This is a genomic window from Phenylobacterium sp., from assembly GCF_016793285.1.
GTDB lineage: Bacteria > Pseudomonadota > Alphaproteobacteria > Caulobacterales > Caulobacteraceae > Phenylobacterium.
The window spans coordinates 1-24,305 of the sequence record NZ_JAEUMO010000073.1; the positions used below are offsets into that span (position 1 = coordinate 1).

The 24,305-nt window shown below is 71.2% G+C and carries 22 protein-coding genes; 12 read left to right on the top strand and 10 right to left on the bottom strand.

The features are described from left to right. Positions 1 to 723, bottom strand: a 723-nt coding sequence (locus JNL41_RS07495) for a crotonase/enoyl-CoA hydratase family protein (protein ID WP_293473656.1), incomplete at its 3' end; no start/stop codon positions are given. A 90-nt stretch (positions 724 to 813) separates the two neighbouring features. On the opposite strand from JNL41_RS07495, the gene JNL41_RS07500 reads away from it, so the two are divergent. After that, positions 814 to 2,037, top strand: a complete 1,224-nt coding sequence (locus tag JNL41_RS07500) for a serine hydrolase domain-containing protein (protein ID WP_293473657.1) — start codon at positions 814 to 816, stop codon at positions 2,035 to 2,037. A gap of 139 nt (positions 2,038 to 2,176) precedes the next feature. On the opposite strand, the gene JNL41_RS07505 is transcribed toward JNL41_RS07500, so the two are convergent. Continuing rightward, positions 2,177 to 3,652 (bottom strand): MATE family efflux transporter, encoded by a 1,476-nt coding sequence (locus JNL41_RS07505; protein ID WP_293473658.1) that lies wholly within the window; start codon positions 3,650 to 3,652, stop codon positions 2,177 to 2,179. 154 nt (positions 3,653 to 3,806) lie between these two features. Between JNL41_RS07505 and rfbD the strand changes: the two genes are divergently transcribed. Beyond that, a complete protein-coding gene (gene rfbD / locus JNL41_RS07510; protein WP_293473659.1) occupies positions 3,807 to 4,694 on the top strand; it encodes a dTDP-4-dehydrorhamnose reductase in 888 nt (295 codons plus the stop codon). A 13-nt stretch (positions 4,695 to 4,707) separates the two neighbouring features. Here the strand turns inward: rfbD and JNL41_RS07515 are convergent, their stop codons facing one another. The 4 genes from JNL41_RS07515 to JNL41_RS07530 all read right to left on the bottom strand — a co-directional run bounded on the left by JNL41_RS07515 (position 4,708) and on the right by JNL41_RS07530 (position 8,023). Then, complete coding sequence (locus tag JNL41_RS07515; protein ID WP_293473660.1) at positions 4,708 to 6,102, bottom strand: amino acid permease; 1,395 nt, start codon at positions 6,100 to 6,102, stop codon at positions 4,708 to 4,710. 79 nt (positions 6,103 to 6,181) lie between these two features. Further along, the gene (locus JNL41_RS07520) at positions 6,182 to 6,895 is read right to left on the bottom strand and encodes a TetR/AcrR family transcriptional regulator (protein WP_293473661.1); all 714 of its coding nucleotides are present in this window, start codon (positions 6,893 to 6,895) and stop codon (positions 6,182 to 6,184) included. Between the two features lies 1 nt (position 6,896). Beyond that, positions 6,897 to 7,475 carry a DUF1214 domain-containing protein gene (locus JNL41_RS07525; RefSeq protein WP_293473662.1) on the bottom strand — a complete coding sequence of 193 codons (579 nt, stop codon included), beginning with the start codon at positions 7,473 to 7,475 and terminating at the stop codon, positions 6,897 to 6,899. Next, a complete protein-coding gene (locus JNL41_RS07530; protein WP_293473663.1) occupies positions 7,472 to 8,023 on the bottom strand; it encodes a DUF1254 domain-containing protein in 552 nt (183 codons plus the stop codon). The genes JNL41_RS07525 and JNL41_RS07530 overlap by 4 nt, the downstream gene beginning before the upstream one ends. A gap of 192 nt (positions 8,024 to 8,215) precedes the next feature. On the opposite strand from JNL41_RS07530, the gene JNL41_RS07535 reads away from it, so the two are divergent. The 7 genes from JNL41_RS07535 (at position 8,216) to JNL41_RS07565 (ending at position 17,928) form a co-directional block, all read left to right on the top strand. Next, positions 8,216 to 9,718, top strand: coding sequence for a sulfatase-like hydrolase/transferase (locus tag JNL41_RS07535; RefSeq protein ID WP_293473664.1), 1,503 nt, complete (start codon positions 8,216 to 8,218; stop codon positions 9,716 to 9,718). A gap of 2 nt (positions 9,719 to 9,720) precedes the next feature. Then, positions 9,721 to 10,725 (top strand): hypothetical protein, encoded by a 1,005-nt coding sequence (locus JNL41_RS07540; protein WP_293473665.1) that lies wholly within the window; start codon positions 9,721 to 9,723, stop codon positions 10,723 to 10,725. Beyond that, entirely contained in the window at positions 10,722 to 11,693 is a 972-nt protein-coding gene (locus JNL41_RS07545; protein ID WP_293473666.1) for an SUMF1/EgtB/PvdO family nonheme iron enzyme, read from the top strand. Before JNL41_RS07540 ends, JNL41_RS07545 begins: the two co-directional genes overlap by 4 nt. A gap of 93 nt (positions 11,694 to 11,786) precedes the next feature. Then, positions 11,787 to 12,455: a TetR/AcrR family transcriptional regulator gene (locus JNL41_RS07550; protein ID WP_293473667.1), complete on the top strand. Its 669-nt coding sequence runs from the start codon at positions 11,787 to 11,789 to the stop codon at positions 12,453 to 12,455. A 180-nt stretch (positions 12,456 to 12,635) separates the two neighbouring features. After that, positions 12,636 to 14,870, top strand: a complete 2,235-nt coding sequence (locus tag JNL41_RS07555; protein ID WP_293473668.1) for a TonB-dependent receptor — start codon at positions 12,636 to 12,638, stop codon at positions 14,868 to 14,870. A gap of 104 nt (positions 14,871 to 14,974) precedes the next feature. Next, positions 14,975 to 16,477 carry a class I SAM-dependent methyltransferase gene (locus JNL41_RS07560; RefSeq protein ID WP_293473669.1) on the top strand — a complete coding sequence of 501 codons (1,503 nt, stop codon included), beginning with the start codon at positions 14,975 to 14,977 and terminating at the stop codon, positions 16,475 to 16,477. A gap of 137 nt (positions 16,478 to 16,614) precedes the next feature. Continuing rightward, positions 16,615 to 17,928 carry an amidohydrolase family protein gene (locus JNL41_RS07565; protein ID WP_293473670.1) on the top strand — a complete coding sequence of 438 codons (1,314 nt, stop codon included), beginning with the start codon at positions 16,615 to 16,617 and terminating at the stop codon, positions 17,926 to 17,928. Here JNL41_RS07565 and JNL41_RS07570 read toward each other — a convergent pair. The 3 genes from JNL41_RS07570 to JNL41_RS07580 are packed head-to-tail and all read right to left on the bottom strand — an operon-like array spanning position 17,873 to position 19,491. Next, complete coding sequence (locus JNL41_RS07570; RefSeq protein WP_293473671.1) at positions 17,873 to 18,610, bottom strand: MIP/aquaporin family protein; 738 nt, start codon at positions 18,608 to 18,610, stop codon at positions 17,873 to 17,875. The genes JNL41_RS07565 and JNL41_RS07570 overlap by 56 nt on opposite strands. A 1-nt stretch (position 18,611) precedes the next feature. Next, positions 18,612 to 18,965 (bottom strand): metalloregulator ArsR/SmtB family transcription factor, encoded by a 354-nt coding sequence (locus JNL41_RS07575; RefSeq protein WP_293473672.1) that lies wholly within the window; start codon positions 18,963 to 18,965, stop codon positions 18,612 to 18,614. Positions 18,966 to 18,969: 4 nt separating this feature from the next. Beyond that, positions 18,970 to 19,491 carry an ArsI/CadI family heavy metal resistance metalloenzyme gene (locus JNL41_RS07580; protein ID WP_293473673.1) on the bottom strand — a complete coding sequence of 174 codons (522 nt, stop codon included), beginning with the start codon at positions 19,489 to 19,491 and terminating at the stop codon, positions 18,970 to 18,972. A 261-nt stretch (positions 19,492 to 19,752) separates the two neighbouring features. On the opposite strand from JNL41_RS07580, the gene JNL41_RS07585 reads away from it, so the two are divergent. Both JNL41_RS07585 and JNL41_RS07590 read left to right on the top strand, forming a co-directional pair. After that, positions 19,753 to 21,843 (top strand): redoxin family protein, encoded by a 2,091-nt coding sequence (locus JNL41_RS07585; protein ID WP_293473674.1) that lies wholly within the window; start codon positions 19,753 to 19,755, stop codon positions 21,841 to 21,843. A gap of 52 nt (positions 21,844 to 21,895) precedes the next feature. Continuing rightward, positions 21,896 to 22,885 (top strand): D-2-hydroxyacid dehydrogenase, encoded by a 990-nt coding sequence (locus tag JNL41_RS07590; RefSeq protein WP_293473675.1) that lies wholly within the window; start codon positions 21,896 to 21,898, stop codon positions 22,883 to 22,885. A 52-nt stretch (positions 22,886 to 22,937) separates the two neighbouring features. Here the strand turns inward: JNL41_RS07590 and JNL41_RS07595 are convergent, their stop codons facing one another. Next, positions 22,938 to 23,573, bottom strand: coding sequence for a TetR family transcriptional regulator (locus JNL41_RS07595; RefSeq protein ID WP_293473676.1), 636 nt, complete (start codon positions 23,571 to 23,573; stop codon positions 22,938 to 22,940). A 208-nt stretch (positions 23,574 to 23,781) separates the two neighbouring features. On the opposite strand from JNL41_RS07595, the gene JNL41_RS07600 reads away from it, so the two are divergent. Further along, positions 23,782 to 24,305 (top strand): TetR/AcrR family transcriptional regulator (locus JNL41_RS07600; protein ID WP_293473677.1); only part of this gene is annotated, 524 nt, incomplete at its 3' end.

Consider the following 24,305-nt stretch of genomic DNA (forward strand, 5'->3'; position numbering starts at 1 on the left):
GGAGCCGGTCCGGAGCGTCTCCATCCCGAACCGCACCTCCGCCGCCGTCGCCTCGTCCCAGTCCAGCGACCACTGTTCCAGCGCCGAGAGCCGGTCGTTGCGCATGCAGAGCTGCGGGAACGCCGAGAGCTGCCTGGCCAGGTCCACCGCCGCCGCCAGCGCCTCGCCTTTCGGCACGACCCGGTTCGCCAGCCCCATCGCCAACGCCTCGCGCGCCGCCACCGGCCGCCCGGTTAGGATCATGTCCATGGCGCGCGAATGGCCGATCAGCCGCGGCAGCCGCACGGTGCCCAGGTCGATCAGCGGCACGCCGAAGCGGCGGCAGAACACCCCGAAGAACGCCCCCTCCGCCGCCACGCGCATGTCGGCCCAGCAGGCCACCTCCAGCCCGCCCGCCACCGCGGGCCCCTCGATCGCCGCGATCACCGGCTTGCCCAGCTTGAGGCGCGTCACGCCCATCGGGCCGAGGTCGCCGTCCTCGCGGACCGGGTTGGCGTCCGCGCGCGCCGAGCCCCCGGCGATCGCCTTCAGGTCGGCGCCGCCGCAGAAGTAGCCGCCGCGCCCGGTCAGCACCGCCACGTCCAGGCCCTCGTCGGCGTCGAAGGCCTTGAAGACGTCGTAGAGCTCGCGCGCCGTCGCCCCGTCGTAGGCGTTGCGCCGTTCCGGCCGCTCGACGGTGACGATGCAGATCCGTCCGTCATGCTCGACGCTCACGTTTCCCATGGCCGCTCCTTTCGAAGATCCGGCATCGTGGCGCTTGCGACAGCGAGGAAGGCAAGACCAAATGCCCGCCGCATCTTCAGGAGACGTGTCATGAGCAAGGCCGAGAAGCTGGGGTTCTCCGTGTCGCGGCTGGCCCGCATCGACCGCCTCCTGCAGGAGCGCTACGTCGGCCCCGGCAAGCTGCCCTGCGCCCAGTTCGTCCTCGCCCGCGGCGGCGAGGTGGTCCACCAGACGCTGCTGGGCCAGCAGGACCCCGAGCGCGGCGCGCCGATCGCCGACGACACCGTCTACCGCATCTATTCCATGACCAAGCCGATCACCTCGGTCGCCCTGATGCAGCTCGTGGAGGAGGGCCTGGTCGCCCTCGACGATCCGGTGGCGAAACATATCCCGGAGTGGAAGGACCTCGCCGTCTTCTCCGCCGGGACGGGCCCCTACCTGACGACGCCCTGCGCGCGGCCGATGCAGGTGGTCGACCTGCTGCGCCACACCTCGGGCCTCACCTACGGCTTCCAGAACCGCACGAACGTCGACGCCGCCTACCGCAAGCTGAAGCTCGAGGCGATGCACGGCGGCCACGACCTCGAGACCATGATCCAGCTCATGGCCAAGGTCCCGCTCGAGTTCTCCCCCGGCGAGGCCTGGAACTACTCCGTCTCCACCGACGTCTGCGGCTATCTCGTCCAGAAGATCGCCGGCAAGCCGCTGGACCAGGTGTTCGCCGAGCGCATCTTCCAGCCGCTGAAGATGGTCGACACCGGCTTTTCCGTCCGCGACGACCAGCGGTCCCGCTTCGCCGCCTGCTACGACGCCGTGCCGGGCGGCGGCATGAAGCTGCAGGACGACCCGCAGAAGAGCCCCTACCTCGAACCGCCCGCGCTGCTCTCCGGCGGCGGGGGGCTGGTGGGCACGGCGGCCGACTACCTGCGCTTCGCCAACATGCTGCTGAACCGCGGCGAACTGGACGGCGCGCGGATCCTGGCGCCCAAGACCGTCGACCTGATGGCCTCGAACCACCTGCCCGGCGGCGGCGACCTGACCGAGCTCTCGCGCTCGCTGTTCTCGGAAAGCACCAACGCCGGCGTCGGCTTCGGCCTGGGCTTCGCGGTCGTGTTCGACCCGCCGCAGACGCTCATCCCGTGCAGCCTCGGCGAGTTCTACTGGGGCGGCGCGGCCTCCACCGCCTTCTGGGTCGATCCCGTCGAGGACGTCACCGCCGTCTTCATGACCCAGCTCCTGCCCAGCTCCAGCTACCCCCTCCGCCGCGAACTGCGGACGCTGGTCTACTCCGCGCTGATGGAGACCAACGGGTAGGCAACCAAAACCCGCTCATCCCGGCGAATGCCGGGACCCAGATCGTAAGGCTCAGAAGTCGTTTGGATGAGCGCCCCGCGACCTCACCGCACCCCAGCCATTCCATCTGGGTCCCGGCATTCGCCGGGATGAGCGGAAGTTAGGGGGTTTTCTCGCGTTCTTTCGCCGGCGCCCGGGCGGCCGCGTCGGCGATGGCTTCGGCCTCCTCGATCATCGGCTGGCCGAACCCGGAGTCCGGCTCGTCGGTCATGGCCGGCGTGGTCGGCAGCATCCGCGACTTCCGCCAGCCGCCGAACTGGTAGTAGCCCCAGGCCAGGATCAGCGTCGTCAGGCTGCCGATCGGGAAGGCGAGCCACAGGCCCTGCACGCCCATGATCGGCTGGAGGACGTTCGCCAGCGGAATCCGCACCACCCACAGCGACACGATCATCGCCAGCAGCGGCGGCCAGACGGCGCCGGTCGCCCGCACGACGCCCGAGAAGATGAAGGCCATGCCGAAGAAGATGAAGCCCCACAGGACGTAGGAGTTGATCTCCACGGCGATCGGCAGCGACGGGCTGTTCCCCGGCAGGAAGGCGCGCAGCACCCAGGGGTCGGCCAGGTAGATGATCACCACCGGGATCGCGCTGAACAGGAACGCGTAGAAGACGCCCGAGCGCGCCACCCGCTCGACGCGGTCCATCTTGCCCGCGCCGACGTTCTGCGCCGCCATCGACGACACCGCCGCGCCCAGCGCCATCGCCGGCATCTGCACGTAGGTCCAGAGCTGCGCCGCCGCGCCGTAGGCCGCCGAGGTGTGGACGCCGTGCTTGTTGACCAGGCTCATCATGGTCACCGCCGCGAGGCTGGTGACCATCATCTGGAAGCCCATCGGCAGGCCCTTGAACAGCAGGCTGCGCACGATGCCGAAGTCGGGGATCAGCAGGTGGAACTCGCCGGGCCTGAGCACCAGGATCGACTTCTTGCGGTAGAGATGCACGATCATCGCCGCCAGCGTGACCGTCTGCGCGACCAGGGTGGCGGTGGCCGAACCGGCGATCCCCAGCTTCGGGAACGGCCCGAACCCGGTGATGAGCAGCGGGTTCAGCACCACGTCCATGCCCACGGTCAGCAGCGAGAAGTAGAACGGCGTGCGGCTGTCGCCCGTGCCGCGCTGCGCCATCATCACGTAAGAGAAGAAGTACATGAACGGCATCGCCGAGAAGATCACCCGCAGGTAGGCGATGGCGTCGCGGCGCGCCTCGGCCGGCGTGCCCATGGCGTCCAGGATGGTCGGCGTCAGCGCCGCACCCAGCAGCCCCACGGCGATCGACACGACGATGAAGAAGGCGGTCGACGAGCCGATGACCTTCTTGGCCGTCGCCTCGTCGCGCGCGCCCATGGCCTGGCCGATCATGATGTTCGACGCCATGGTCAGGCCGAACGAGGCCCCGAGCATCAGGAACATGATCTGGTTGGCGTTCGAGGTGGCGGTCAGCGCCGCCTCGCCCAGGACGTGGCTGACCCAGATCGCGTTGGCCGACCCGTTCAGCGACTGGAGGATGTTGGTGCCCAGCACCGGGAGTGCGAACAGGATCAGGGTCCTGCCGATGGGTCCCGTCGTGAGGTCGGGCATGCGCCGCCCGCCCGGCATCCCGCCGGGCCTGCTCCCCATCGCGCCGCCGCCAGCCCCCTCCGACACCGCGCTCTCCCGATTGCGACCCCCGCACACCGCTTCTACGGGCGGCGCGCCCTGGCGTTCAAGCGTGTCGCGGCGCTAAGAGGTCCGCATGACCGTGAAGATCCTGCAGTTCGGAACCACCGGCCAGCTCGGCGTCGAGCTCCTGCGCCAGGCGCCCGGGCACGACGTGGCGGTCACCGCGCTCGGCCGCGCCGAGGCCGACCTGACCGATCCCGCGGCCGCCGCGGCGGCGGTCGCGGCGCACAGGCCGGACCTCGTGGTCATCGCCGCCGCCCACACCGCCGTCGACCTCGCCGAGTCCGAGCGCGACCTCGCCTTCGCCATCAACGCCGAAGCGCCCGGCGCCATCGCCGAAGCCGCCGCGAAGGTCGGCGCGGCCGTGGTCAACGTCTCCACAGACTACGTCTTCGACGGCGCCGGCGGCGCGCCCTATGCGGAGGACGCGGCGACCAATCCGCTGGGCGTCTACGGCGCCTCGAAGCTGGCCGGGGAGCGGGCGGTGGCCGCCGCCAACCCGCGCGCGCTCAGCATCCGCACGTCCTGGGTCGTCTCGCCGCACGGCAGGAACTTCATCAGGACCATGCTGCGCGTGGCTGCCGCCGGAAACCCGCTGAAGGTGGTCGACGACCAGTCCGGACGCCCCACCAGCGCCGCCGACCTCGCCGGCTTCATCCTCTCGCAGGCGCCGGCCCTCGCCGCCGCCCCCGCCGGCGACCCGCGCTTCGGCGTCGTCCACTTCGCCAACGCCGGCGAGGTCACCTGGCGCGGCTTCGCCCAGGCCATCTTCGCCGAGGCCCTCGGCGACGCCGCGCCGGATGTCGCGGCCACCACGACCGCCGAGTACGTCACGCCGGCGAAGCGCCCGCTGCGCGCGACGATGGACCTGGGCCGGCTGGAGCGGGACTTCGGCGTGACGCCGCGCGACTGGCGCGACGCCCTGCGCGACATCGTGGCGGAACTGAAGTCCGCGCCCTGAGCCTCGACCGCGGCTACGCCGCCGCCAGCCGGCTCTTCGTCCGGCCGTAGAGCAGGTAGGCCACCACGCCCACCGCGTTCCAGGCGAAGAAGAAGATGATGGTTTTCACCTGCAGGCTGGTGAAAAGCCACAGACAGCCCGCGACCGTCGCCGGCGCGATCAGCCAGACCAGGGGCGTCACGAACGGCCGCTCCAGCCCGGGCATCCGCCGCCGCAGGACCAGCACCGCCACCGCCGTCGCCATGAACGCCGCCAGGGTGCCGGCGTTGGCGAGCGAGGCGATCTCGTCCAGCGGCATCAGGCCGGCGATGATCGCGGCGATCACGCCGGTCAGGACGGTCACCGCCGCCGGCACGCCGCGCCGGTTCACGGCCGCCAGCCCGCGCGGCAGCAGGCCGTCGCGCGCCATGGCGAAGAACACCCGGCTCTGGCCGAACATGAACACCATGATCACCGTCGGCATCGCCAGCACCGCGGCGCCCGCGATGACGCCGGCCGCCTGCGGCTGGCCGAGCTGGCGCAGGACGTGGGCCAGCGGCTCGTTGCTCTTCGAGAACTCGCCGTAGGGGTTGGCCCCCAGCGCGCAGGCCGCGATCACCATGTAGATCAGCGTGCAGAGCGCCATCGAACCCACGATCCCGATGGTGAGGTCGCGCTTCGGGTTCTTGGCCTCCTCGGCCGCCGTCGAGATGGCGTCGAACCCGTAGAAGGCGAAGAAGATGATGGCGGCGGCGCCCATCACGCCGAACTTCTTGCCGTCGATGTCGGTGGCCCCGTAGCCGAACGGCGCGAAGGGCTGGAAGTGGGTCGGGTCGAAGTAGGGCAGGGTGAAGGCCACGAACGCGGCCAGGGCCGCCAGCTTCACGCACACCAGGACGAAGTTGACCGTCGCGCTCTCGCGCGTGCCCACCAGCAGCAGGCCGGTCACCGCCAGCGCGATGAAGATCGCCGGCACGTCGACGATACCCTTGTCCAGGAACGCCTCGGGGATCCCGAGGCCGGCGTCGCGGATCAGTCCCGACGCATAGCCGGACCAGCCCACCGACACGGCGCTGCACACCAGCGTGTATTCGAGGATCAGGCTCCAGCCGATGAACCAGGCCACCGCCTCGCCCAGGGTCACGTAGCTGTAGGTGTAGGCGCTGCCCGCCTGCGGCGTCAGGCTGGCCATCTCGGCGTAGCACAGCGCCGCGCCCGCGCAGACGATGCCCGCCGCCAGGAACGACAGGATCACCGCCGGCCCGGCCAGCCCCGCCGCGACGCCGGTCAGGGTGTAGATGCCCGTGCCGATGATCGCGCCGACGCCGAGCGCGATCAGGTGCGGCCACCCCAGCGTCGCCCTCAGCCGGTGCGCGCCGTCCGCCGGCGCAGCGGCCTCCAGCGGCTTGGTGCGGGTCAGGAAACTCATGGGGCGCCCCTCGTCGGAGCGCGCATTTGGCCTGCGTCGCCGAGCGCTGCCAAGCCCGCCGCCCGAGGCGTCTGCGGCCTCAGTCGGCGACGCCGGCCGCGAGGACGCCCTGCAGGGTCAGCGCCGTGATCTGCTCGATCACCTCGTCCAGCGACAGCCGCCCGCGCGGCCGCCGCCAGCGGGCCATCCACATGATCGCCCCGATGATGCTGTGGGCGGCGACCGTGGGGTCGATCCCGTCCGCCAGCTCGCCGCGGTCGCGGAGCTGCACCAGGGTGTTACGGATCAGCTCGAAGTAGCCGCGCTTGCGGTCCTCGACGGCGCGCCGCCGCTCCGGGCCGAGCGCGGAGGCCTCGTCCACCACCCGGGTCACCGGATTGCCGTAGGGGCTGGCGACGCGGCCGATGTTGCTGAGGTGGTTGCGGATGATGAGCCTCAGCCGCTCACGCGGATCCTCGACCGCCCGCGCCGGGTCGACGACCTCCTCGTAGAGCTCGTCCATGCCCCAGTTGATGATCGTGAAGAGCAGGTCCTCCTTGCTCTCCACGAAGTGGTAGAGGCCCGCCTTGGTGATCTTCACCGCCCGCGCGATGTCGCTCATCGAGGTGGCGTCGTAGCCCTGCTCGACGAACAGCCGCGAGGCGTGGACGTAGATCTCGCGCCGCCGGGCGCTGGCGAGATGCCGGCCCGACGGCAGCGAATACGTCATGTCCCTGGTCGGCGGGATGATCCGCGCCTCGCCGTCGACGTCGCCCGTCAGACGGGGTTTCTTCCTGCGTTCGGGCCCGGCCACCTCAGCAGGCTACCTTGCGGACGGTGGGGACGGGAACCGTCTCGCGATGTTCCGCGACGCCGGGGTTCGGCTGGTAGAGGCGCAGCAGGAGCTGGAAGCGCCCGTCCTGCGGCCCGAAGGTGAGCCGGTTCTGCCCTTCGCCCGAGGGGGCGAGCGTCAGCGTCCAGCGGCCGTCGGGCCCGATCCGGGTGTCGGTCATCGTCCAGGAGTAGCGGTCGGCCGGATTGGCGATGTAGAAGCCGTCCCTGTAGAGCGTCACGCCCCACCAGCGGGTGGGGAGCGCCCCGCCCTCGACGGCGTAGACGCAGCGGCGGTCGAGCACGGCGCCGGCCGCGTCCTTCGTCGCGACGAAGTACAGCGTCTCGGTCGGCGGCAGGCCCCAGATGCCGTAGAGCGCGACGCGGGCGCGCGAGTAGGGGCCTTGCAGCTCCTGGCCGACCGCGCCGTTGGTGGTCCAGGCGCCGACCCGCTGGTCCGGGTTGGTGAAGGGACCGGTCAGCGCCCAGAACGCGCCGGCGCCGGCGGCCGCGCCCGCGAGCGCGCCAGCCACGCCCGCGAGGATCTTCGCGCGCCGGCTCACGGCGCAGCGACCCTGGCCGGGCGCATCGTCACGGCGCGGATCTCCCTGGCGAGGCCGGCCACATAGGCCGCATCGGTCCGGGTCTTCATGAAGCAGCGGATCAGCAGCACGCCCTTCGGCGACGGCAGCACGGCGCTGGCCTGCACCGGCTCGGCGACCGCCTGGTCCTCTGTCCGCAACGCCACCGCCAGGCGGGCGCCTGGCAGCTCGCGGTCGGACCGCACCAGCACGGTGTCGGTGTCGTGCGCGAACACCGACAGCGACCAGTAGGCGCAGCTCTGCGGTCGCACCCCCTCGACGATCAACGGCCCGCCGGAGAGGTCGAGATAGGCGCGCGTGCCCAGCGTGTCGGGATTGGCCAGGCCCACGGTGGTCGTGCCGGCCCGCGGCGGCTTGCCGTAGATCAGCCTGTTCCAGCCGCCGCCGCGCTTCAGGCCCTGGTCGATCTGGTAGTCGGTGGCCCACGTCGGGCTGCCGAACAGCAGCACGGCGTGCGTCGCCGCGGCCGCCGCGGCGAATGCGATCACACCGATGAGACTGGCGCGCATCCCGCCCCCGATCTAACCTACCGATCGGTAGGTCGCACATCCCGGACGGACGATCAACGGTCGGGACAAAGCGCTTGACAGTTACCGACCGGTCGGTCACCACCCCTGCAGCGCCGGACGCTGACCGAACATGGTGCGCGGGCTGTCTTCGCCCGACGAACCCGCGGCCGGACGGAACGTGGGAGGTTCACGATGAAGCGTTTCTGGTCGCGGCTGGGCGTGGCGGCGGGTTGTGTGGCGCTGCTTTCCGGGTGCCTGGCGGACGGCGCGCGGACCGGTCGGCAGACGTCGGCGGCGGCCACGGTAGCCAAGCGTCCGAACGTGATCGTCATCATCGCCGACGACCTGGGATACGCCGACATCTCGGCCTTCGGCATCAAGCGGATCCACACCCCCAACATCGACCGCATCGGCGCCGAAGGCGCCAAGTTCCCGGTGGCCTACGCCTCGGCGCCCGTGTGCGGGCCGTCGCGCGCCGGCCTGCAGACCGGCCGCTATCAGGACCGCTTCGGCTTCGAGTTCAACAACGGCCCCGGCGCGCGCGACGCCAACCAGAACCTGGGCCTGCCGGCCGGCGAGATCACCATCGCCGACGCGCTGCGCAAGCAGGGCTACCACACCGGCCTCGTCGGCAAGTGGCACCTGGGCTCTAACGACGCCTACTACCCGACCAACCGCGGCTACGACGAGTTCGTGGGCATCCTGACAGGGGCCACCAGCTACATCGACTCCACCCTGCCGGGAGTCCACAACGTCAACGCCGAGGACGGCGCCGACGCCGGCAGCCCGGCCCCGCGCGGGAAGTTCAACCAGGTGTTCGAGGGTCCCGGCCGGACCGTCGTCGACAACTACAAGGAATACCTGACCGACTACTTCGGCCGCCGCGCCAGCGAGTACGTCACCCGCAACGCCAGGGCCGACGCGCCCTACTTCCTGTACCTCGCGTTCAACGCGCCGCACGCGCCGTTCACGGTGACGCAGAAGTACTACGACCGCTTCCCGCAGATCAAAGACGAGCAGGCGCGGATCTACGCCGCCATGATCTCGGCGCTGGACGACGCGGTGGGCGAGGTCCTGAAGGCGGTCGAGGCGAGCGGCGAGGCCGACAACACCATCGTCTACTTCCTGTCCGACAACGGCTGCGCGGCCTATGTCCCCGGCCTCTGCTCGTGCGAGCCGCTGCGCGGCGGCAAGCTCAGCCACTACGAGGGCGGCGTGCGCGTGCCCTTCATGATGCGCTGGCCCGCGAAGATCAAAGCCGGGACCGTCTACCGCAACCCGGTCTCGACCATGGACATCTTCCCGACCGCGATCGCCGCGGCCGGCGGCGCCCTGCCCGCCGACCGCACCTTCGACGGCGTCGACATCATGCCCTACGTCACCGGCAAGGCCCCGGGCCAGCCGCACGACATCCTCGCCTGGCGCCGCCAGCCGCTGGTCTCGATCCGCAAGGGCGACTGGAAGCTCTGGCAGTCGGTGGGCGGCGGCGACTACGGCCAGCCCTACACCCTGCTCTTCAACCTGAAGGACGACCCGAACGAGGCGACCGACCTCGCCGCCAGGAACCCGGCCAAGGTGAAGGAACTGCAGGACGCGATCGCCGAGTGGTCGAAGGACCTGCAGGACCCGAGATGGCCGACGAAGAACTCGGTGAAGTACAACGTCTGCGGCACGCCGTTCGTGGTGCCCGTCTGACGATGCGGCGCGCCCCGGCCCTCGCCGCCGCCGTCGCGGCCCTGGCGCTGAGCGCGCCGGGGGCGGCGACCGCCGCGGAGACGCCCTGCCAGGTCGACGCCGTCTCGACGCTGCCCGCCCCGCCGGCGACCAGCGAGGCGGTCGAGGGCCGGCCGACGCTGCGCTACGTCCCCAAGGGCGCGAAGGGCATCGTCTACTTCTTCCACGGGAGCGGCGGGTCCGAGGCGTTCGCGCGGCGCACCCACAGCCAGCGGGTGCTCTCCGAGCTGATCAGGGCGGGCTACGGCTACCTCTCCGCGCCGTCGCTCGACCGCACCGACGTCAGGCGCTGGAACGTCGCCAGCATCGACCCGGCGGCGAACCCGGACGTCGCCTACATGCTGGCCGTCCACAAGGCGCTGATCGCCAAGGGCGAGATCGCGGCCACGACGCCGGTCTTCACCACCGGCATGTCCAACGGCGGCGCCTTCGCCAACCTCTTCGCCACGGCCGCCAGGGCGCAGGGGCTGCCGGTCAGGGCGGTCGCCGACTACATGGGCCCGTTCCCGGCGGCGATGCGGCAGGGCGACCCCAAGGACCTGCCGCCGACTCTCCTGATCCTGTCGCAGAACGACGGGCTGGTGAGCGCAGAGCAGACCGGCCGCGTGGCCGAGCGGCTGAAGGCGGGCGGCGCCGACATCGAGGTCCACGTCAACGCCGAGAAGCGCGCCTGCGCGGCGACCTTCACGCTCGTCCCCGGCATGAGCGCCGGCCAGCGCGAGACGCTGGTGAAGACCACGCTGCCGGCCGCCGGCGTCGCCGACGCGAACGGCGTGCGCGCCATCTTCCGCGACAGGCCGGCGATCGGCCGCGAGGAGATGGCCGAACTCGCCACGAAGCTGCCCGGCGCCGAGGGCCGCGCGATCCAGGAGGCGCTGATCGTCGCCTGGGCCGGACACCAGATGCGCTCGGACTATGCGAAGCGTCAGGTCGAGTTCTTCGACCGGGCGCTGAGGGCCAGGCCATGAGACAGGTCCTCCTCGCCGCAGCGGCCCTCCTCGCGCTGGCCGGCTGCGCACGCGACGACGCCAAGCCCGCCGTCCGGACCGCCCGCGACGCCGACCTCGTGCTGGTCAGGGGCGGCGACGTGCAGATCGGCGACGACGCCAGCCAGGCCGACGAGCGCCCGGCCTTCCGCTACAGGGCCCGCGACGTGCTTCTCGACCGCACGCCGGTGACCGTCGGCCAGTTCGCCCTCTTCGTCGAAGAGACCGGCTACGTCACCGAAGCCGAGCGGTTCGGCGCGGGCGGCGTCTTCCAGCACGCGACCAGCGCCTGGGTGGAGGTGAAGGGCGCCACCTGGCGCAGGCCCCAGGGTCCGGACAGGCCCGCCGCCGCGGGCGACCATCCCGTCACCCAGGTGAGCTGGAACGACGCGCGCGCCTTCTGCCACGCCTACGGCGCGCGCCTGCCGACCGAGCTCGAGTGGGAACAGGCCGGCCGCCTGGGCCAGACGCCAGACGGCCATGTGTTCAAGACCGGCGAGCCGTTCCTGTGGTCGAACCAGCACGTGATCAACGTCTGGCAGGGCGCCTTCCCGATCTACGACAGCGGCGCCGACGGCTACAGGCTGACCTCGCCGGTCGGCAGGTTCGGGACCGCGCCGTCCGGCCTCACCGACATGGCCGGCAACGTCTGGGAATGGACGGATAGCTGGTATCGGCCCTACGACGCGAAACACTGGAAGCCGGACGCGGCCTCCGAGCGCGTGCAGCGCGGCGGCTCCTTCCTGTGCGACCCGACACTCTGCTCGGGCTTCCGCGTCACCGCCCGCTCGCACTCGACGCCCGACACGTCGCTGATGCACGTGGGCTTCCGCTGCGCCGCCGATCCGGGCCGCGTCCCGCCGGTCGCCGGCCGCCTCGCCGCGCCGGGCCGGCGCACCGCGGCGGTCGGGACCGCGGCCCCTCGCGCCGCCCGGCCTGCCGCATCGTGATCCGCCCGCCACGCGACCTGCGCGACGGGCTTTGCCGCGCGCACGGCGGCCTGTACCTCTTTCCGCTGCGCCGCGCGCGCCAGGAGCCACGGCTTGACCGCCAAGACGAGACCGCGCCGAACGACGCCCCCGGCATTGCCGGCGTCGGCGCCCGACATCGACGACATGCCGCACGTCAGCGACCGGCAGCGGCAGATCTACGTCGAGGCCGCCCGACTGTTCGTGGAAAAGGGCTTTGCGGCCACCTCGATGAGCGACATCGCCGAGGCGGTGCAGATCACCAAGGCCGGCCTCTACCATTTCGTGGAGAGCAAGGAGGATCTGCTCTTCACGATCATGAACTACTCCATGGACCGGCTGCATCTGGACGTGATCGCGCCGGCGCTGGCCGTCGACGAGCCGCTGGAGAGGCTGAAGGTGATCATCCGCAACCACGCGCTGAACGTCGGCCGCGTGACCCTGGCCTCTGGCAGCCCGCTGTCGATCGTGGTGGACGAGCCGCAGGGCCTCAGCCGCCGGAACCGCAAGATCATCGACGACCGCAAGCGCCTCTACTTCGACCTGCTGCGCGACACGCTGCGGGCCTTGCAGGCCGACGGCCGGCTGTCGCCGAAGGCCGACCCCACGGTGGTCGCGTTCACGATCATCGGGATGATCATGTGGATCGCCCGCTGGCGCCGTTCGGACGGGAAGTATTCGCTGGAGCAGGTGGCCGACGAGATCCAGCGCCTGGCGCTCACCGGCGCGCTGAAGCCCGCCTGAACGGCGGCCCTGGACCGCGCATTCCACGCCGCCGGCGGGCCCTGCGCCACAGCGACGCTCTTGCACATTTACCTACCGGACGGTAAGTAGGTCGAAGAACCTGTTCGCCGGGCCGGGCGAACACCAGACGACCGGTTGGGCGCTGCATCCGGACCGGCGGAACGAAGGGAGAGACGCGCCATGGTCGCGAAGTCACGCATCCTGCGTCAGGCTTCTGTCGGGGTCCTGGCCGCCGCGCTGAGTTCGCCGGCGTTCGCTCAGGCCGCGGGCGACGGCAACGAGATCGACGCCCTGATCGTGACGGCCCGCAAGCGCGCGGAAAACGTCCAGGACGTCCCCGCCGTCGTCACCGCGCTCGGCGCCGACACCCTGCGCAACCTCGGCGGCGCCACCGACACGCGCGAGCTGATCCAGTTCATTCCGGGCGTCACCTTCATCGACGCGGCCTCCAAGGCCAACGCGGAGCCCAACATCCGCGGCGCCGGCCAGGCGCGCCTGCCCAACTCCGACGCCGCCATCGGCCTCTACCGCGACGGCGCCTACATCCCGGGCGGCAACATCGGCGGCCGCACCTTCCAGCGCTTCGACCTGTTCGACATCGAGCGCGTCGAGACGCTGAAGGGTCCGCAAGGGGCGCTCTACGGCCGCAACGCCGTCGGCGGCGCCATCAACGCCATCACCCGCGCGCCGCAGTTCGACAGCGAGGGCGAACTCACCGTTTCATATGGCGACCGCCGGACGCTGGGATTGCAGGGCGTGGTCAACCTGCCCGCCACCGAGACGCTGGCCTTCCGCTTCGGCGCCGACCACACCCACCAGACGGGGTGCATCTACCGCAAGCCCGACGGCTCCTGCTTCAACTACCAGAAGTACGCCGCGGTCCGCGGCGCGGCGCGGTGGAAGCCCACCGAGCAGCTCGAGATCGTCGCCATCGCCGACTACGCCGACAACGACAGCGACTCGGGCGGCGTGGTCCTGACGCGCTCGACGATGACGCCGATCGGCGTGGCCGAGGTGAACGCCCGCAGCCAACTGACCTCCAGCCAGTCGAACTTCAACCTCAGCGTCCGCTACGACCTGGGCTGGGCCGAGCTCTACTCGACCACCAACCACCGCCGCCGCAAGGCCGACTGGTACACCGACCCCGACGGCCTCACGACCGCCACCCAGCAGGACCTGCGGACCGACAAGGCCAGGACCACGTTCCACGAGACCCGGCTGCAGGGCGAGACCGAGCGGCTGAACTGGCTGGTGGGCGCCGACCTCTTCTACCTGAAGGACGACTACAACGTCCGCGAACGCGGCCGCGCGCCGATCGTCAACACCATGACGATGACCTCGGTCGACCCGAACAGCGACCTCAACACCCTGCTCGACGCCAAGTCCTACGGCGTCTACGGCAGCCTGGAATTCGCCGTCACCGAGCAGCTCAAGGTGTCGGGCGAAGTGCGCCATAGCTGGGACAGCAAGAAGGGCGAGATCCGGGCCGTCCGCGTCGACGGCCAGCCGCGCTACGTCGACTTCCCGGTCGGCAGCCCGCAGGCCATGCCCGACCTCGACTTCGAGAACACCTCGTGGGGCGTCACCGGCTCGTACCAGTGGACGCCCGACATCCTGACGTTCGCCCGCGTCGCCACGGCCTACCGTTCGGGCGGCTTCAACTCCGAGCTGGGCAACCCCTGCAACAGCCCCGGCGAAGTGCCGGGCACGAGCTGCAACCTGGTCGACGTGCCCTTCACCTACGATCCGGAGACCTCGATCACCTACGAGCTGGGCCTGAAGAGCGCCTGGTTCGACCAGCACGTGATCCTGAACGCCAACGTCTACCGCATCGAGTACGAGGACCTGCTGGCCAACCTGAACAACGGCATCCCGCCGATGATGGACCCGCTGAACGGGGCCATGTTCCTGGCCAACGCAGGCGACGCCAAGGCCAACGGCGTCGAGATCGACCTCACCGTCCGTGCGCCGCTGCCGCCCGAGTACGGCCGGCTGTCGGGGACGGTGTCCTACGGCCACCAGAGCGGCCACTTCAAGCAGCCGCCGGCGTTCCTGACCACCGTCGCGGCCGGCAACGAGCTGGCCCGCCTGCGCGACAGCTCGGTCACCGGCAACGTGATCTGGTCGAAGCCCATCGTCGACAGGTGGACGCTGATCGCCAGCATCAACGTGCGCCACGAGGACGGCGGCTTCCAGGCCGCGGAGAACGACGCGATCCTCGACGACTACACCGTCTGGGGCGGCCGCGTGGCCGTGGAGAACGCCAACTGGTCGTTCGCGGTCACGGCCAAGAACATCTTCGACGAGCGCTACTTCATCAACCAGTCGGGCACGTCGCTCGGCAACGGGTTGCAGGACAACTACCGCCTGAACGACCCGCGCTACGTCGAAGCCGCCATCTCCTACCGCTGGTAGCCTCCCCTGCCGGCGTCCTGGTCCGGTCGGGCGTGACGCCCGCCGGACCACTCTTCTCCCGAAGTCCGGGTTCCCGCAGCCCCGCTCTGAGGTAGCATCGCCGCATGGCCGAGCGCGGTTCCGACTACACCACCGACGTCGTCTATCCGTCCGCCTTCGGCGCGTTCCAGAGCCCGGCGCACCTGGTCCAGGCCGCCTGGACGGGGGGCCGCGCGGCCCCGCGGATCGACCGGCCGTTCACCTACGCCGACCTCGGCAGCGGGGTGGGGCTCACCCTCTGCGTGCTGGCCGACTGCTATCCGGACGCGGAGTTCCACGGCGTCGACATCAACCCCGAGCATATCCGCCAGTCCCGCGACCTGGCCCGCCGCGCGGGCCTGACCAACGTCACCTTCCATGAGGCGAGCTTCGCCGACCTGGGCCGGCTTGCGATCCCGCGCCTCGATTTCGCGGGCCTCAGCGGCATCTACTCGTGGCTGCCGCCCGAACTGCGCAGCGCCTGCATGGCCTTCCTGGGCCAGCGCCTCGCGCCCGACGGCGCGGTCTTCCTCCACTACGCCGCGCTCCCCGGCAACGCCCAGATCGACGCCCTCTACGCCCTGATCCGCGAGGTCGCCGCGGGCCTGCCCGGCGACAGCGTCGAGCGCTTCCGCGCCGCCTGCGCGGTGATCGGGCGCCTGCGCAAGGCCCAGGCGCGGTTCTTCCGCGTGAACCCCCAGGCCGACGCCTGGTTCGGCCAGATCGAGAGCCAGGATCCGCGCGGCATGGCCCACGAGGTGCTGAACGCCCGCAGCCTCAGCCTCTCGGCCCGCGACGCCGCCGACGAGGCGGCCCCGCACGGCCTGGCCTACGTCGCCAACGCCCAGCTCGAGCTGAACGACCTTCAGCTCACCGCTCCGGACGCGCTCCGCGCCGACCTGCAGGGCCTCGCCCCCACGGCGCGCGAGATGCTGATGGACGCCGTGCGCAACACCCACAGCCGCATGGACGTGATGATGCGGGCGGATGCGCCGCCCGCGACCGCGCCGCCGCCCATGTGGGTCGACCGCCTGACCCGCGGGCCGCTCACCGCCGAGCGCCGCGACCTCTCCGGCCGCACCGGCGTCGACCTCGGCGCGGCCCCCTACGGCGCGGTGCTGGAACGCGTGGACGGCCAGGCCGCGCGGCTGGCCGACGTCCTCGCCGACCCGCGCCTCGGCGCAGGCGCCGCCCAGACGGTGCAGCGGCTCGCGGCCCTGAAGCTGGTCCACCTCCTGCCGCGGCCCTATGCCGACGCGCCGGCCGGCAAGTCCCGCATCGCCTCGCGCCTCAACGCCCTGGTGCTGGACGAAGCGATCGATTCCGCCGGGCCCATGCCCTTCGCCTCGCCGGTCGCGGGCACCCAGGTGCTGCTGCCGCCGCAGGACCGCCTGGCGCTCCTGCACCTGGTCGACGGCGACTTCGACGCCGCCTGGGCCCGCCTCGCCAAGGCCGGCCAGGTCGCCAGGATGGACGGCCAGGCCATCGCCGGCGCCGAGGCGCTGCACGCCGCCGCCGCCCGCCGCGCCCAGGCCATCGGCCCGGCGATGACCCTCCAGCTCGGCCGCCTGGGAATCCTCGGCGCTTAGGGCCCGGCGACCACCGGTATGCACGGCCCCACGCCGGCGCGCATAGACCTTGCAGCCCGGCCGGTCGGTCCCACGCACTGCGAATAGAAGCTTCCCCGCGCCCGGCTATCATGGCGCCCACGCAGGGGGTTCCTCGCATGACACGCGCTCTTCTCGGCCTCCTGGCGGCGCTGGCCGCCCTCGCCGGCGCCTCCGCGGCGTCCGCGGCGGACGTCGTCGTCCACGCCGGGCGGCTGTTCGACGGGACCGGCGGCCCCGTGCGCGAGCGCGTCTCCGTCGTGATCCGCGACGAGCGCATCGCCGCCGTCGAGCCGGGCTTCGTCACCCCCGCCGGCGCCCGCGTCATCGACCTCTCGCGCGCCACCGTGCTGCCGGGCCTGATCGACACCCACACCCACGTCACCTACCGCCGCGGCGGCTTCGCCGAGCGCCTGACCGGCAGCGACCTGGAGGATGTGCTGAAGGCCACGGGCAACGTGAGGAAGCTGCTGATGGCCGGCTTCACCTCGATCCGGAACGTCGGCGCGGACGGCGGCGCGGACCTGGCGCTCAAGAAGGCCATCGCCCGCGGCGACGTGCCCGGCCCGCGCATGTGGGTCTCGCTCGAATACCTGGGCCCGACCGGCGGCCCCACCGATCCGCGCGCCGGCATCGGCGAGAGCTGGCGCAACGAGAGCTGGGGCCACAGCGTGGTCGACGGCCCCGAGGCGGCCATCCGCGAGGTGCGCGACCACCGGCGCCGCGGCGCCGACCTCATCAAGATCCTGCCCTCCGGCGCCGTCGGCGTGCCCGGCGACAGCACCAGTCCGCAGGCCAAGCTGATGACCGACGACGAGATCCGCGCCGTCGTCGAGACCGCCCACAGCCTTGGCATGAAGGTGGCCGCCCACGCGCACAGCAAGGCCGCGATCGACGCGGCGCTGCGCCTGGGCGCCGACTCGATCGAGCACGGGACCTACGGCGACGCCGAGAGCTTCCGGCTCTACAGGGCCCGCGGCGCCTTCCTCGTGCCGACCGTGCTGGTCCCGCAACTGGTGGCCGAGCGCGCCGACCAGCGCCCGTCGACCGGCAGCCCGTCGCCGGCCGAGAAGGCCCGCCTCGTCGTCGACCAGCTCCGCGGCATGTTCCGCGACGCCCACCGCGCCGGGGTGAAGATCGCCTTCGGCACCGACGTCACCGGCCTCGTCCCCTTCGACGGCAGCGCGCGGGAGTTCAGGGTCATGACCGAGCTCGGCATGTCGCCGGCTGAGGCCATCCTCAGCGCCACGCGCAACGCCGCCGAACTGATCGGCTCGCCCGACATCGGCGCCGTCGCGCCCGGCCGCTACGCCGACCTCGTCGCCGTCGCCGGCGACCCCCTGAAGGACATCTCCGAACTGGAGCGCGTCGCCTTCGTCATGAAGGGCGGCGCGATCGTCCGCGACGAACTGACCGCGCCGCCGGTGCGCTAGCGGCCTGCGCGGGGCGGGCCGCGGTCAGCCAGCGCATCGCGAGCGTCGCGGCGCACGCGCCCGCGATCTGGGCCGCGACGAAGGCGGGCGCCGACGCCGGCGCAATTCCGGCGAAGGTGTCGCTCAGGCTGCGCGCGAGCGTCACCGCCGGGTTGGCGAACGACGTGGAGGCCGTGAACCAGTAGGCCGCCGCGATGTAGAGCCCGACCGCCGCGGGCGTGGCGTCCGGCCTGAACCGGACGGTTCCGAGGATCGTCACGAGCAGCCCGAACGTCGCGACGAACTCCGACCACGCCTGCCCCGGACCGTCGCGAAGCTTCGCCGAGACCTGCAGGATCGGCTCGGCGAACATGGCGTGCGCCGCGAACACGCCCAGCACCGCGCCCGCCGCTTGCGCGACCGCATAGGCCAGCGCGAGCCGCGGCCCGATCTCGCGCCGGATCGCGAACGCCAGCGTCACCGCCGGGTTGAAATGCGCCCCCGAGACCGGCCCGAACACGGTGATCAGCACCACGAGCCCCGCGCCCGTCGCCAGCGTGTTGGCGAGCAGCGCCAAGGCGTCGTTCCCGCCCGCGAGCCGCTCGCCCATGATCCCCGAGCCCACGACCACCGCCAGCAGCAGCGCCGTCCCCAGCGTCTCGGCGGCGAGGCGCCGCCCGGCCGAGAACGCCGGGGCGCTCACCTCAGCAGGTCGGCCCTTCCGCCCCGCACGCCTGGCGGGCGACGGCGGCGAGGGGCGCGCAGACCTCGGGCTTCCCAGCGCAGCAGTCCTCCATCAGGAAGGCCAGCAGGCCGGTCATCCGCTCGAAGGCCGCGCGATAGAGGATCGAGCGGCCGTCGCGGCGCGAGGCGATCAGCCCCGCCGCCGACAGGATCGCGAGGTTGGTCGACAGGCTGCTCGCCGGGCTTCCGGTCAGGCGCGCGATCTCGCCCGCCGCGACGCCCTCCGGTCCCGCCCGCACCAGCAGCCGGAACACGTCGAGCCGGCCGGGATGGGCCAGCGCCGACAGCGCCTGGATCGCGTCGTCCTTCTCCATCGGCTCAGCAGCACCCGCCCGTGCCGCAGGACGGGCCGGCGACCACGTCGGCCATAAGCGCGATCTCGATCCTGGGCGCGGGAGGCGCCGCAGCGGGCCCGCAGCACGCGGCCTGCGGGCGGGTCGAGGCCTCAGGCGCGATCGCCGCCTCGCTGGTCCCATACGTCGTCGCCTCGCCGAAGGTGTAGAAGGTTTCCCAGCGCAGGCCCGCGGGGTCGCCCACCCAGGTCTTGTCCGACCTGGCGTAGCAGCACGTCGTGGCCGCCTCGTCGAAGGTCTCGGCCCCCGCCGCCTTCAGCCGCGCCGCCAGCTCCGAGAGTTCGTCGGCGCTGTCCACCTGGATGCCGACGTGATCCAGCCCCGCATCGCGGTGGGTCGAGATGGCGAAGTTCACCCGCGGGTCGTCCAGCATCCACTTGGCGTAGTCGTCCTTCACCACGCTGGGCTCGGCGCCGAAAAGGGTGGCGTAGAAGCGGATCGACTGATCCAGGTCGGGCACGCTCACGTGCAGGTGCATGCGCTTCATGGCGGTTAGGTCTCCTTGGACATCTTATATTCTATAGTTCCAGAAATATCGAATCGTCAAGGGCCGGCCTAGCGTCCCGGGGCCTGTTTCGCGCGGGCGGACGTCGCCGGGCTCCTGCGGCTTCTGCGCGCAGAGCCATCTGAACATTGATTAGAAATAATGATGCAACGCGCATCTGCTCGGCTATGATCTGGCGTAGCAACGAAATACGAGCGGGACCCGGCCCGAAGCGAAGGCCGCGCCCTTGGGGAGGATATTGGGATGACGCGCATCACGGCGCTGGCGGCCACGACGGCGGCATCGGCTCTTCTGTTCGGCTGCACCACCGACGGCCAGGCGCCCAATGCGCTGTCGGCCGCGACGCCGACCGCGGCGGAAGTGGCCGCCGTCCCGGCCACGTCCGGCTCCGTCGACAACTTCATGCTCGCCGACACCGACTACATGGGCCACGAACTCTACCGTTCGGACGCCAAGGTGATCGTGCTGATCAGCCATGCCAACGGTTGCCCGATCGTGCGCAACCTGGCCCCGAAGATCCGCGCCCTGAAGGCGAAGTACGAGGGCCAGGGCGTCGAGTTCCTCATGGTGAACTCGGCCGTCCAGGACAGCGTGGACGACATCGCCAAAGAGAAGGCCGAGTACGGCTTCGACGTCCCGATCCTGAAGGACTCGAACCAGCTCGTCGGCGAGCAGCTCGGCGTCACGCGCACCGGCGAGTTCTTCGTGGTCGATCCCAAGACCTGGAAGGTCGTCTATCGCGGCCCGCTGGACGACCGGCTCGACTACGGCTCGCAGAAGGCCGTGGCCGACCACAACTGGACCGCCGACGCCATCGAGGCGGCGCTGGCGGGCCGCCAGGCCATGGCCGCCACCAAGCAGAGCCCCGGCTGCCTGATCGACTTCCCCGAGCGGGGCAAGGTCGCCCAGATCTCCTATGCCAAGGAGGTCGCGCCGATCCTCGAGAAGAAGTGCGCGAGCTGCCACACCGAAGGCGGCATCGGCCCGTTCGCGCTCTCCAGCTACGAGATGGCCAAGGGCTTCTCGCCGATGATCCGCGAGGTGCTGCGCACCGACCGCATGCCGCCGTGGAACGTCGACGCCCACGTCGGCAAGTTCGCCGACGACAAGAGCCTGTCGCCGGCCGAGATCAAGACGCTGGTCCACTGGGTGGAACAGGGCGCCCCGCGCGGCGCCGGGCCCGATCCGCTGGTCGCCTCCGCCAAGAAGCGCGTGGTCCAGCAGTGGCCGCTGGGCAAGCCGGACCTGATCCTCGAGATCCCGGCCTACACGATCCCCGCCTCGGGCGTGGTCGACTATCAGCGCCCCGTCGTCGCCAACCCGCTGACCGAAGGCAAGTGGGTCAAGGCCTCGACCTACGTGGTGAGTCAGCGCCAGGGCGTTCACCACTTCCTGTCGGGCTACCTCAAGGAAATGCCGGCCGACGGCAAGGGCAACGAGAGCCGCTGGGGCGCGTCCATGGGCGGCTATGCGGTGGGCGCCGAAAGCACGCTCTGGCCCAAGAACGTCGGCACCTACCTCGCCCCCGGCGGCGCGGTGGGCTTCCAGGCGCACTACACGCCGTTCGGCAAGGAGGCGACCGACAAGTCGCTGCTCGGGCTCTACTTCTACAAGGACGGCGAGAAGCCGGGCCTGATGATGCGCAACTCGGTGGTGGTCGACAACACCATCAAGATCCCGGCCGGCGAGGCGCGTCACAAGGAGACCGCCTACATCGACGTGCCGAAGGAGATGCTGCTCTACTCGGCCTTCCCGCACGCGCACTATCGCGGCTACGCCTCGGATCTGTGGGTCCAGGCGCCCGACGGCACGAAGACGCGGATCCTCGCGATGCCGCGCTACGACTTCAACTGGCAGCGCGAGTACACCTTCGCCCAGCCGCTCAAGATCGCCGCCGGCTCGAAGCTGATCGCCAACTACTGGTACGACAACTCCAAGAAGAACCCGGCGAACCCGGACGCCTCGAAGACCATCGTCTGGGGCGACCAGTCGTGGGAGGAGATGTTCTACACCGCGATCCGCTACCGCTGGACCGACGAGACCTCCGCCAAGCAGGTCGAGTACGACAAGCTGATGGACGAGACCCGCCTGCTGGGCATGTTCGACGACAACATGGACGGCAAGATCGAGGTCGCGGAGTTCAAGGGCGAACTGGGCGACAAGCTGAAGCCCTATTTCGCCCAGATGGACCAGAACAAGTCGGGCGCCGTCGAGAACAGCGAGCTGATGGCCGCACTCAAGATGATGGGCGGCATGCGCCGTCGCGAGCAGGCCACGCAGCAGCCTGCCGCTCCGGCCCCCGCGGCCAAGCCGGCCGCCGGCGGCGGTCGCTAGCCAACTGGCGCTCCCGTCTCTCCCTGGCTAGACACGGACCAGGGAGAGACGGATGCGACTGCTGATCCACGAAAAGTCCTACCGGCGGAACCAGCCGGCGATCGACGCGCTCGGGCCCGCGGTCGAATTGCTGCTGATCGACGACACCGGCGAGATCCGCGCCGGCGGCGAGGCCGTCTCGGTCGACGACGCCAGGCCCCAGGCCGCCTGGGCCAACACCGACACCTTCTTCTCCGGCGCGGGCCGCCCGTTCATGACGGCGGTGCTGAAGTCGCCCGACCTGAAGTGGGTGCAGAGCGGCGCCGCCGGCTTCGACAACCCGGTCTTCGGCCAGATCGTCCAGAAGGGCGCCCGCCTCACCACCAGCCACGGCCAGGCCGTCGGCATGGCCGACTACGTCATGTGGGGCGTCCTCGACGTCCTCCAGGACGGCCCGGCCCGCCGCGCCGCCCAGGCCGCCCACGACTGGACGCGCCGGCCGTTCCGCGAGATCGCCGGGACGCGCTGGGTGGTCTTCGGCTTCGGCGCCATCGGCCAGGGCGTCGCCGTCCGCGCGCGCGCCTTCGGCGCCCACGTCACCGGCGTTCGCCGCAACCCGGCGCCGGAGCCCTGCGCCGACCGGATCGCCGCGCCGTCCGAACTGCTCGACCTGCTGCCCGACGCCGACGTGTGGGTGCTGGCCGCGCCCGCCACAGCCGAGACCCGCCACGTCGCAGGCGCCGAGGCCTTCTCGCGGATGAAGCCCGGCTCGATCCTGGTCAACGTCGGCCGCGGCGCGCTGGTGGACGAGCCGGCCCTGCTGGCCGCCCTCGACCGGGACGCCCCGGCCCACGCCGTCCTTGACGTCTTCGAGGCCGAGCCGCAGCCCGCCGATGGCCCGTTCTGGGATCACCCGAAGGTCACCCTGACCCCGCACTCGTCGGGCATGAGCGCCGGCAACCCGGTCCGCAACGACGCGACCTTCCTGGAGAACCTGCGCCGCTTCCTCGCCGGCGACCCCCTCGAAGGCGAGGCCCGGCCGGAAGACGTGCTGGCCAAATAGCCCCGCTCATCCCGGCGCATGCGACGCCCATGCCGGGATGAGTGGATTCAGGTTACTCTGGCCAGAGGTCGCCGACGTCGCCCTTGCGGTTGAGCGCCCGCACCGCGCGCTTCACCACCGCCAGCAGCCGCTCGCGCCGCGCCGGTTCGTCGTAGGTCATGGAGCCCTTGGCCAGGCCTTCCAGCAGGAAGCGGCCGAGATCCCGGCTCGCCTGGAAGCGCGGATCGTGGCCGGCCTGCACCATCGCGCCGAAGCGATCCCCGCCGAGCTGGGCATGGTCGAAGGCGCTGCGGGCGCCGGCCAGGCGCGCGGCCAGCATGGGGTCGGTCCGGGCGGCGCCTTCCAGTTCCGCGAACGCCACGAACGGCAGTTCGTGCAGCAGGTCCCAGTAGACGTCGATGGCGTGCTCGGCCGCGTCCACGCCCGGCGCCGGCTGCGCCGCGGCCTGTTCGAACAGCTTCGCCCGATTGAGCTCGATATGGGCCACGGCCGCCGCGACCAGGTCTTCCCGGTTGGCGAAGTGATAGAGCATGGCCCCGCGCGTCAGGCCGGCGGCGTCGGCGATCACCGCGTTGGTGGCGGCGTGATAGCCGATCTCCGCGAACAGCCGCATCGCCGCATCGAGGATGCGTGCGCGCGTGCGCTGCGACTTCGGCGTCGCGCGGGCGGAGACGTATGTTGCGTCCATCGAACCCAGATTGACGGCGCCCTGCGGGCCCTGTTCTCAGCGTCCTACGCACGCTTGCCCCAGGGATGCCAAGCGCATACGCGCCCAATGCGCCGCTTGGACGCGCGGGTGTCCGACCTTTGGGCGCCGGACGGCCGCAGGCGCCGCGATTTGGCATAACGCCGGCTTGCGTTGACTTCCGGTTCGAATTCGTGACAGTGCCACTGCCATGAAAACGCCCCTGCCGAACCTGCGCGACCGCCAGCGGGAGGAAACCCGGGACCAGATCCTGCGCGCCGTGGGCCGCCAACTCGAGCGAGGCGACCTGGAGGACCTCAACTTCGCCGAGATCGCGCGCGAGGCCGCGGTGGGCGAGCGCACCGTCTACCGCCACTTCCCGACCAAGGAGGCGCTGCTGGGCGCCTTCTGGGCCTGGATGCAGTCCGAGGCTTTCCGCCAGCCTTCCGCCGCGGCCCCGAAGGCGCGCCGCACCGACCGGCGCCTGCGCGAGGCCATCACCGCCACCCGCGACCCGCAGCGGCCGATGCGCATCCTCATCGCCACCGACGCCTGGGAGCCGCAGGTCAACGGCGTGGTCCGCACGCTGACGCGCGTGGTCAGCGAGCTGCAGGCCATCGGCCACCAGGTCGAGGTGATCCACCCCGGCCAGTTCAAGACCTTCCCGCTGCCGACCTACGCCGAGATCAAGGTGGCGATCGGCGTCTACGAGCCGGTGCAGGAGCTGTTCAAGGC